Consider the following 9,372-nt stretch of genomic DNA (forward strand, 5'->3'; position numbering starts at 1 on the left):
GATTAGATATTAAATTATTATTTGTGAATACAGAATTAGGCAATGCTGCAGAGCAGCTTGCAGATTTAAATTAGAAAAAAGAGGATTTTAGGGTCCTTTAGTGGATATAATCCGCTCAAAAAGTATTTCAACCAGCTGATTGGGCTGAATAATGGAAACAGCTTCTGCTACAAAAGATCTGGGCTCGAAGCTTACTATTTCATAGATTAAGTAGAACACTGTGTGGGTCACTTGAACCGCAAATGGAACTACGGCATCCACTGCGACACTTAAAAAAGTCTGTTCTTGATCAGAATTGGTATGTTGCTCGGTTTGAACCGATTCATCCAATGCAGTATATTCTACTGAAGAGATGAAGAAACACAAAAGCAAAGCAAGCAAAACGGTGATCCGCTGCTTCAAAAGATTGCTATTTGTCTTCCTGCTATTCATGGGTTGCAAATATAGCCATATTTTGATTCCCAAGTAGTTTAGCTATGATTTTTTAGCTTATTTACCGGACTTGGCTCTCAAATAAGTACGGATCACTTCCAATGCTTTATCGAAACTATGATTGTTTGGAACGATCAGGTCCGCCTCATTTTTGAAAGGCTTGATATACTTCTCATAAGTAGGCATGACATGCATTTCATATCGATATAGCACATCATCCAGGTCATAGCCTCTTTCTACTTTATCCCGGATGATTCTTCTTTTGAGTTTGATATGATCTTTGGCATCGATAAAAATTTTCAAATCCAACAAATCTGCCAATTCGGGATAATAAAGAACAAATATTCCCTCCACTACCACTACTGGGGCTGAATTAAAAGTCAGCATTTTTGGCTTTTTAGCCGCATTATTAAAAGTGTATTCTTCCCTTTGTACAGTTTCTCCAGCCTGAATTTTACGGATATCAGAAGCATAGGCTTCAAAATCAATGCTAAAAGGAGTATCGAAATTATGCACCCCCTGAGCATCTACTGGCTGCAGGTGTCTGGGTTTGTAATAATTATCCTGAGAAATCAGACAAACCTCGCCGGTTTCAAAAGTACTCAATAAACGCTCTAAGAAAAGGGTCTTTCCTGAAGCAGAACCCCCAGTAATCCCGACGATAAATGGCTTTTGCATGGGCACAAAGTTAAATCATTTTCACCCTTTTATCAGAATTTTCTTTGGCTTAGAAATTTAATCAATTGATTTACTGCCTTTCCCCTGTGGGAAATTTGGTTTTTCTCATCCATACTCAATTCTGCAAAGGTCTTCTCATATCCTTCTGGCTGAAATACCGGATCGTATCCAAAACCTTTTTCACCAACCCGCTTATCAAGTATCCACCCTTCCGCTATTCCTTCGAATTGATGTTCTTTTCCATCCAAAATCAATGCTATGACAGTTCTAAACCTTGCTTTACGATTCGCTTTGCCTCGCAAATTCTCCAAAAGTTTATCAATATTCCGCTCATCTGACCGGGGTTCTCCTGAATACCTTCCAGAGTACACACCCGGAGCTCCATCCAAAGCCTCCACTTCCAAGCCGGTATCATCTGCAAAACAATCTACTCCATAATTCTCTTTGACATATCGGGCTTTTTGAAATGCGTTGTGCTCGAGCGTATTTCCAGTTTCTGGTAATTCTTCGTGGCATCCTATTTCCTGCAAAGAAACAATTTGAAATTTATCACCAAGAGCAGCTTTTACCTCTTCTATTTTCTTGGCATTATTGGTAGCAAAACAGATTTTCATAATTCAAAAATAGAAAATTATCTATGGGCTGACACGATTGAACTTGGGTATGCAGGATCAAAGCTCTAACTTCGAAAACAGATTTTAATAGTATGAAAAAAGTCACCATTTATTGCGGATCTAAAAAAGGAAATTCTTCTGTATTTGAATCTGCTGCAAGAGCTTTGGCTCATGAAATGATCAAAAGAGACCTTTCCTTAGTGTATGGAGCAGGAAGAGTGGGCTTGATGGGGGTAATAGCCGATGAGATGCTGGCAGGAAATAAAGAAGTCCTTGGGATAATTCCCCAAAAGCTCGTAGACCGGGAAGTCGCTCATACGGGCTGCACGGAGTTGATTGTGGTAGAAACGATGAGAGATAGGAAATGGCTGATGGCAGAAAGAGGAGATGGATTTATTGCCATGCCTGGCGGAATTGGAACCCTCGAAGAGCTTTTCGAAATCATGACGCTCAACCAGTTGCATTATATTCAAAAGCCCTTGGCCTTATACAATGTCAATGGTTATTATGACAAATTGATTGATTTCCTGAACCATGCGATGGATTCTGGATTCTTGTATCCCGAGCAGGAAGAGCTTCTGATAGTTTCTGATGACCCAGTGGATTTATTGGATCAAATGGCGGCATATCAAGCACGGAGACCCGCTGATTGGTAGTTTTTTCTTTTGCGGTGATTTTCAGACTAATATTTGTTTTTACACGTTAAAACTTCAAGCTTATTCCGAGACTTTCATCAGTTTTTTCTATTTTTGCTCAGTTATTCAAGGCTTTATGATCGAAAAACTCTTTCCGTTAGACAAAAACTATATCCTGAGACAGGCTCAGTTTGTGCTGGAGGAGGAACTTTTGGAGCAGATGATTTATGAGCTAAAACGCTCCTACACATACCTGTACAATCCATTGCAGCTAATGGATCAGACCTATGCTAGGATTCTTGACAGCTTTGAATTTCCGACAGATCGAATCCGAATGATTTACCGCCAGCTTTGTGGAATCTACCGATATAAGCATGGAGATAATCAATTGGAATTACTTTTTGACGGAAAGTCCCATTTCGAAAAATTTAAAGAGGATTGGGAAAATTCATTCATCAATTACGTGAAGGAGTTGGGTAATCACGAGCAATATGTCAAAACCATGCTTCGGATGACGGTCCTTTATGACACAGAATCCCGAGCCGAATGGGCTGAAAACAACTGCAAAGCTTTTATCAACCAGTATTTCGACCTAAAAATTGTCAAAAGACAGGGTGAGCTAAAGCTCAAGGTAGGATAAAAATTAACTATCTTCTTGGTAATTTCTTTTCCTTTCATTTTATTGAGTGGAAAATCTGTTTTTTTAATTGCCCATGAGAAAAATTGTCTATCTACTATTTTTTGTCTTTTCTATTACTGCTTGTGTTCAAGATAGTCTTAGTCCAGGCCTCAAGCAATTGCAGCCAGAAATCGTAGAAGCTAGAGAATGGTTACAGCAAAGTCAAGAAGCCTTGGATTTAGAGGCTTTGGACACCAAGTCAGACAGATTGGATCCCAAATTTCTGACCAGAGAATTTAATTGGGACAGGGCTTTGGTTTTGATTGACTCCAAAAACCGTACAGCCATTGAGGTTCCGGTACACTATCCAAATGGGATGATGTTTGGGGTCACTGGAAGTAGAAACCCTCCTAAATCTATTCGTACTTCTCTTGTTTTAGTAAAAAAACAAGAAAAATATTATACTACTATTTTTTTAAAGCTGTATTCCGATGACCCTGAGCATATTTTTTCAGCTAGTAATTTCCACCAGATAGGATACTTGAATATCCCCGATGATTTTTCTGGAGAGTTTAATTTTTACAGTTGGGATGAAAACTGGGTTGGGGCAACCGTATATAAAAACGGACAACCAGTCCGTTCTCGATTCCCAAAAGATCAAGCTATCGAATGAAAAAATTGATTGCTGTTTTCTTGTTTCATTTTGGTTTTTCGGGTATTCCAATTGGCTTTTCACAAGAATTCATACCTCGGGCTATAATTGGAAAATGGATAAGTGAGGAAGATCAAAAGCTCATTTGGGAGTTTTCTAACCCTTTCTTATTTCAAAGTGAATATGAGGGCCAAAACGAATCAAGTTCAGGGGTTTTTAACATTCTTGATTGGGAAAACACTTGTAGCGAATACAAGGAAACGGATTTGAAAGATCAGAAGTACCTCCAAATTAAAGATGAAGAGGGATTTGTTTTTTGTTATTATCTGGAAACATTAAACCATGAGCAATTAACTCTCATCTATATGCCTCGTGGAAATATTTTATCTTTTAGAAAATTGAAGCCTGATCAGAATTCTGCGATAATGTTTTAACCCGGATTATGCATTAGAATCTGTAGTGAGAGATCAAACCGCAATAAAATCAAGTATTTAGCGAATGAAGCATAGCACCGCTACGGTGATTAAGCTAAATACAGCAAAGCGATTGATTTTGAAGCGGTTTGGACTTGTAATAAGAAGTCTACTGCATATTTCGGGTTAACTTAAAATGTCAAAATACCCATCAGATTGGTGAAAATAGTGGATTTTATGCGCCCATAGAATCTGCGTTACCTTTTGGGAAATCTTTGAAAAACCTTGCTGTCACTTTTTTATTTTACGTACATAAAAGCATATTTTAACAGCATAAATAGGATAGAAAACAAAGCTTCATAATCGCTTTGCCTCTCTGCCACTTTGCGGGAGATATTTTCAAAGCGTCGCTGCGATCATTTTAAAACTTTAAACTCCTTCCTATCCCGCTCTTTCAGAGCTGCATTTCCTGTTTGGTTCAAATTGGCTTTCCTAAAATTTCTCGCTCCTTCTGAGCTATATAACAACCCTTAAAAATTTGCTCTAACTGTAAACTTTTTTTTTGCTTCTTAAATTCTTTGCGGGAGATAAATCTTTGAGCCTCTGAGAGATATTATTTCAGAAGTCGAAGCCGATTTTATTTCGAGGAGCGTATTCCCATTGTATTTCTTTATTTCAGAGACAAAACCTCCAAGTTCTTCCATACCTACGGCATGGTGATGATCTGTAAAGATACCCTTACTACCTAGCTCAAATCCCTATGGGATTTACTTTATTCACCAATAAATCTTTGCCTCTTTGCGGGAGACTAAGCCGCTGGGAGATATTTTTCACCACATAGGAACCACAATAGCCCACATAGCTTGAGTCAAAGTAGATCTTTAGTCCGAACGAAAACCAAACAACTAATAACCAATAACTATATCAATTCTGTCATGTTTTTCCACCATTAGAAGCTAGAAAACATAGCATCCAAATTTGCTTTGCCTTTTCTTCATTCCTTTGCGGGAGATCAAACGAGTAACCTAAGAAGATACCCTATTCAAATTTGAAAAAAATAACGAACATCGAACATCGAATAATAAATAATGAAGTGTCGACTATGCCAAACAGCGATATTCTTCAATTACTCGATTAATCAATTACACAATTACTCTTTACTTCTTCTATCCTTTGCGAGAGACATTATCACTGCGTCGCTGCGAGCATTTATTAAACCATCTCCAATAACCATTACCTTACTCCCCCCACTCGGTATGGAAAATTCCCTCTCTATCGATTCTTTCGTAGGTATGCGAGCCGAAATGATCTCGCTGAGCCTGGATCAAATTCAATGGTAACCTTCCTGAGGTGAATGCATCAAAATAGCTTAATGAAGAAAATAATCCCGGAATAGGGATTCCAAATTCAGCAGCATAAATCACTGTTTTTCTCACCGCTGGTAGACAGTCCTGCACCTGCTTGACAAAAGAAGGAGATAGCAACAAATTAGTAAGTTGAGGATCCGCCTCAAAGGCCTCAGCAATATCTGCCAACAAACCTGCACGAATAATGCACCCTGCTCTCCAAATTTTTGAAATCTGGGACAAATTCAGTTCATACCCGTATTCTCTGGATGCCTCTGCCAATTGATGTAAGCCTTGTGCATAAGAAACTATAAAAGAAAAATACAGTGCCTGCTCGGCCTGATGGATCAGTTGATCCTTATCCATTGCCACCAAAGCTGGTCTATGATATAGTTTATCTGCCTGGATTCGCTGATCTTTTAAAGCTGAGATCTCACGCATACTTACCGCCATATCAATGGTCGGAATAGGAATCCCCAAGTCCATCGCATTTTGAGAGGTCCACTTTCCTGTTCCCTTCTGTTTGGCTTTATCCAAAATCTGGTCTACCAATCTTCCATCAGAAAACTCATCTTTTTGAAGGAAGATTTCTGAAGTGATCTCAACCAAAAATGATTGTAGCCTGTGCTTATTCCAGGAGGAATAAACCTCATGAAGTTCGTCATTGGAAAGATTTCCAGCCTTTTTCAACAGGTCATAAATCTCAGAGGTTAGCTGCATAAGTGCATACTCTATTCCATTATGAACCATTTTCACATAATTGCCTGCGGACTTAGGGCCTAAATAGGCAACACAAGGTTCACCTTTGTATTTGGCAGCAACCGCTTCAAAAACAGGACGCACATGCTCATAGGCTTCCTTATTCCCGCCCGGCATAATGCTCGGCCCTTTTCTGGCACCTTCTGCCCCGCCGGAAACTCCCGACCCAAAAAAGTGAATCCCTTTCTCTTGCAAATAGGCATCTCTTCGATCCGTATCAGTGAAAAATGAATTACCTCCGTCAATGATAATATCTCCCTTGTCCAAATGAGGAATCAAATCCTCAATCACCTGGTCAACAATTTTTCCAGCAGGAACCAAGAGCATTATTTTACGTGGAGAAGAAAGCGAAGTAATAAATGTTTTCAAATCTGAGCTTGCGTTTACTCTTTCGGGATTACCGCCTTCTTCGATCAATGCTGAAACTTTCTCAGGATCCAAATCATAGCCAAAGGCTTTGAAATCATTGTCCGCCACGTTTAAAATAAAGTTTCGGCCCATCACGCCCAGGCCAATCAGTCCAAAATCAAATTGCTTTTGCTCCATCTTTTTTATGCTTTCTCGCTTTTTCCGGCTTAATCTTTTATTTGCTCGAAGTTTAAAATAAATAAGCCTTATTTTTACGATTCGAATTCAAAATTAACCTATCCGACGGAGCATGCCTGCTTTTTTTCAAAAAAGTATTGAGAAAGATTCAGGTTTTTGCTTCCTAAAACACACCCTAATCCCGCTGATTTGATGAAATCTAGCACGACGCAAGCGACACACACTGGCATGCCCCGATGTATCGGGGAACCTATGCGACCTGCCTGCCGCAGGCAGGGATTCCATCTGACCTCTAATAATCAAATTATAAACAGATGAAAAAAACCCTAAACCAAATGCTAATCATTTTTGGAGCTTCGGGTGATTTGACTGCCAGAAAATTAATTCCAGCCATTTACAACCTCTACAAAGGCCAGCATTTACCGGAAAACTTTGTGGTTTTAGGAGTGAGTAGAAGTAATATGGGTAGCGAGGAGTTTCGGTCCAAGGTCGTACTTGAAAGCGAATTTCTTCAGAAAAAAATAGCTAAGGAAGAAAAGGACTTTGTACAGAAGTTTGCCGATAAGCTTTACTATGAAGACCTAGGCACCGATTATGATGCTTCTTACGAAAAGTTAGCCAAAAGAATCAATCAGCTGGATGAGGAACATGGAACAGACGGAAATCTGATCTTTTATCTATCTACTCCTCCCAGCTTATATGAAACCATCGCCAAAAACCTTCATGATGCAGGATTGACCAAGGAAGAAAAAGGCTGGAGAAGATTGATCGTAGAAAAACCATTTGGATATGATCTGAAGTCTGCAAAAGCACTAAATGATGGGCTTCATTATTATTTTAACGAGGAGCAGGTATATAGAATTGATCATTATTTGGGAAAAGAGACGGTTCAGAATTTATTGGTGACCCGCTTTTCCAATTCCATATTTGAGCCACTTTGGAATAGACGCTACATCCATCATGTGGAAATCACCAATGCAGAAACGGTGGGGGTAGAGAAAAGGGGTGGATATTACGATAAGTCTGGGGCATTGAGAGACATGTTCCAAAGCCATTTGATGCAGATTGTATCTCTTATCGTAATGGAACCGCCCATCAGTTCTGATGCAGAAGAAATCCGTGATGAAAAGGTAAAAGCCCTAAAGTCATTGCGAATCATGAAAGATGAGGAGACAATTATTAAAAACACCCTAAGAGGCCAATATGTAGGATCCACAATTGGAGGAAAGAAAGTCAAAGGATACCGGGAAGAAGAAGGTGTAAATCCTGAATCTACTACAGAAACCTTTGCTGCCCTCAAGTTTTACGTGGATAACTGGCGATGGAAAGATGTGCCATTCTACGTTCGGACAGGGAAAGCCATGCCTACCAAGGTAACCGAAGTAGTAATTCACTTCAAGACCCCACATCACGAAGTTTTCAAAAGTCAGGATGTCTACAAAAAAGACAACAAAATGATCATCCGAATTCAGCCGGATGAAGGCATCTTATTAAAGTTTGGTGTAAAGGTTCCTGGTCTGGGATTTCATGTCGAGCAAGCCAACATGGACTTCTACTATTCAGATCTGGATTCAGCCCAGGTAATGGATGCGTATGAGCGTCTTTTGTTAGATGCCATGCAGGGAGACACCACTCTCTATGCAAGAGCAGATGAAGTAGAAGCAGCTTGGAGATTTGTAGATCCTATTCTGGAGTGCTGGGAAAACAATCCATCTGTCAATACTTATGGATATGCAGCTGGGACTTGGGGGCCTAAAAACTCAGATGAGTTGATAGAAGATAGCTTCGGTTGGAGAAACCCCGGCGACCTACTCACTGATGAGTCAGGCTTTTGTATTCTATGCTAATTTAAACCTTACAATAGAGCTATGGAAATTAAAATTCTCGAAAATAAAACAGCAGTAGCCCAATCTTTTTCGGCTTATTTTGCAGAATTGGTACAATCGCAAGACAAACTGTATGTGGCGCTGTCAGGAGGAAGTACTCCAAAAACTGTTTTCGATTATTTAGCTTCAGAATACGCAAATAAGATTGACTGGAACAAAGTTTTTTTCTTTTGGGGGGATGAAAGATGTGTTCCGCCTACTGATTCAGAAAGCAATTATAAAATGACCGTAGATCATCTGTTGTCTAAAATATCCATTCCAGAAGCCAATGTTTTTCGTGTTTTGGGAGAAAATGATCCTGAGGAAGAAGCCTTGAGATACGCGGAGCTTTTGGAGAACACGCTTCCTTTGGAAAAAGGAATCCCTCAATTTGATCTGGTCATTTTGGGCATGGGAGATGATGGGCATACTGCTTCCATTTTTCCAAACTCCATTTATCTCTGGGATTCATCCATAAATTGCAAAGTTGCTATTCATCCTGATTCAGGTCAAAAAAGAGTCACCATAACGGGTAGAGTGATCAATCAGGCCAAACATGTGGTTTTCTTGGTCACCGGTGCAAGCAAAAAAGAAAAAGTACGGGAGGTCATTCGTAGAGAGGGGGAATATAATAGTTACCCTGCCAGCATGGTCAATCCCAGCAGTGACTCTTTGGTCTGGTATCTGGACCAAGAAGCTGCTCAAGAAATAAAGTAATTGGAAAGAGGCTGTTTCATAAATAGCAGAGCATCAGCCTGAGTCTTAAATATTCTTCGAACATATAAAAAATGATATGACAGGGTCATCCAAAAT

At 39.6% G+C, this 9,372-nt stretch carries 10 protein-coding genes; 6 read left to right on the forward strand and 4 right to left on the reverse strand.

Going from position 1 to position 9,372, the window contains the following annotated elements; all coding sequences use genetic code 11:
- Positions 1–87 precede the first annotated feature (87 nt).
- Genes FL972_RS00430 through FL972_RS00440 form a run of 3 tightly spaced genes read right to left on the reverse strand, consistent with a single transcriptional unit; the run spans position 88 to position 1,724 of the window.
- On the reverse strand, positions 88–432 hold the full coding sequence (locus tag FL972_RS00430) for a hypothetical protein (protein WP_091653624.1): 345 nt from the start codon (positions 430–432) through the stop codon (positions 88–90).
- 57 nt (positions 433–489) lie between these two features.
- The gene (udk, locus tag FL972_RS00435; RefSeq protein WP_144602244.1) at positions 490–1,110 is read right to left on the reverse strand and encodes a uridine kinase; all 621 of its coding nucleotides are present in this window, start codon (positions 1,108–1,110) and stop codon (positions 490–492) included.
- Between the two features lie 32 nt (positions 1,111–1,142).
- Positions 1,143–1,724 (reverse strand): non-canonical purine NTP diphosphatase, encoded by a 582-nt coding sequence (locus FL972_RS00440; protein ID WP_144602246.1) that lies wholly within the window; start codon positions 1,722–1,724, stop codon positions 1,143–1,145.
- A 92-nt stretch (positions 1,725–1,816) separates the two neighbouring features.
- On the opposite strand from FL972_RS00440, the gene FL972_RS00445 reads away from it, so the two are divergent.
- The 4 genes from FL972_RS00445 to FL972_RS00460 all read left to right on the forward strand — a co-directional run bounded on the left by FL972_RS00445 (position 1,817) and on the right by FL972_RS00460 (position 4,064).
- On the forward strand, positions 1,817–2,380 hold the full coding sequence (locus FL972_RS00445) for an LOG family protein (RefSeq protein WP_091653619.1): 564 nt from the start codon (positions 1,817–1,819) through the stop codon (positions 2,378–2,380).
- A 115-nt stretch (positions 2,381–2,495) separates the two neighbouring features.
- On the forward strand, positions 2,496–2,999 hold the full coding sequence (locus FL972_RS00450; protein ID WP_144602248.1) for a hypothetical protein: 504 nt from the start codon (positions 2,496–2,498) through the stop codon (positions 2,997–2,999).
- A gap of 73 nt (positions 3,000–3,072) precedes the next feature.
- The gene (locus tag FL972_RS00455; RefSeq protein WP_144602250.1) at positions 3,073–3,651 is read left to right on the forward strand and encodes a hypothetical protein; all 579 of its coding nucleotides are present in this window, start codon (positions 3,073–3,075) and stop codon (positions 3,649–3,651) included.
- The gene (locus FL972_RS00460; RefSeq protein WP_144602252.1) at positions 3,648–4,064 is read left to right on the forward strand and encodes a hypothetical protein; all 417 of its coding nucleotides are present in this window, start codon (positions 3,648–3,650) and stop codon (positions 4,062–4,064) included. The genes FL972_RS00455 and FL972_RS00460 overlap by 4 nt, the downstream gene beginning before the upstream one ends.
- A gap of 1,217 nt (positions 4,065–5,281) precedes the next feature.
- Here the strand turns inward: FL972_RS00460 and gndA are convergent.
- Positions 5,282–6,694: an NADP-dependent phosphogluconate dehydrogenase gene (gene gndA, locus FL972_RS00465; protein WP_144602254.1), complete on the reverse strand. Its 1,413-nt coding sequence runs from the start codon at positions 6,692–6,694 to the stop codon at positions 5,282–5,284.
- Between the two features lie 314 nt (positions 6,695–7,008).
- Between gndA and zwf the strand changes: the two genes are divergently transcribed.
- Both zwf and pgl read left to right on the forward strand, forming a co-directional pair.
- Positions 7,009–8,541 (forward strand): glucose-6-phosphate dehydrogenase, encoded by a 1,533-nt coding sequence (gene zwf / locus FL972_RS00470; protein ID WP_144602256.1) that lies wholly within the window; start codon positions 7,009–7,011, stop codon positions 8,539–8,541.
- A gap of 21 nt (positions 8,542–8,562) precedes the next feature.
- Positions 8,563–9,276: a 6-phosphogluconolactonase gene (gene pgl, locus FL972_RS00475; RefSeq protein ID WP_144602258.1), complete on the forward strand. Its 714-nt coding sequence runs from the start codon at positions 8,563–8,565 to the stop codon at positions 9,274–9,276.
- Positions 9,277–9,372 lie beyond the last annotated feature (96 nt).

This window comes from Algoriphagus algorifonticola (assembly GCF_007655305.1).
In the GTDB taxonomy this organism is placed as follows: Bacteria; Bacteroidota; Bacteroidia; order Cytophagales; family Cyclobacteriaceae; genus Algoriphagus; species Algoriphagus algorifonticola.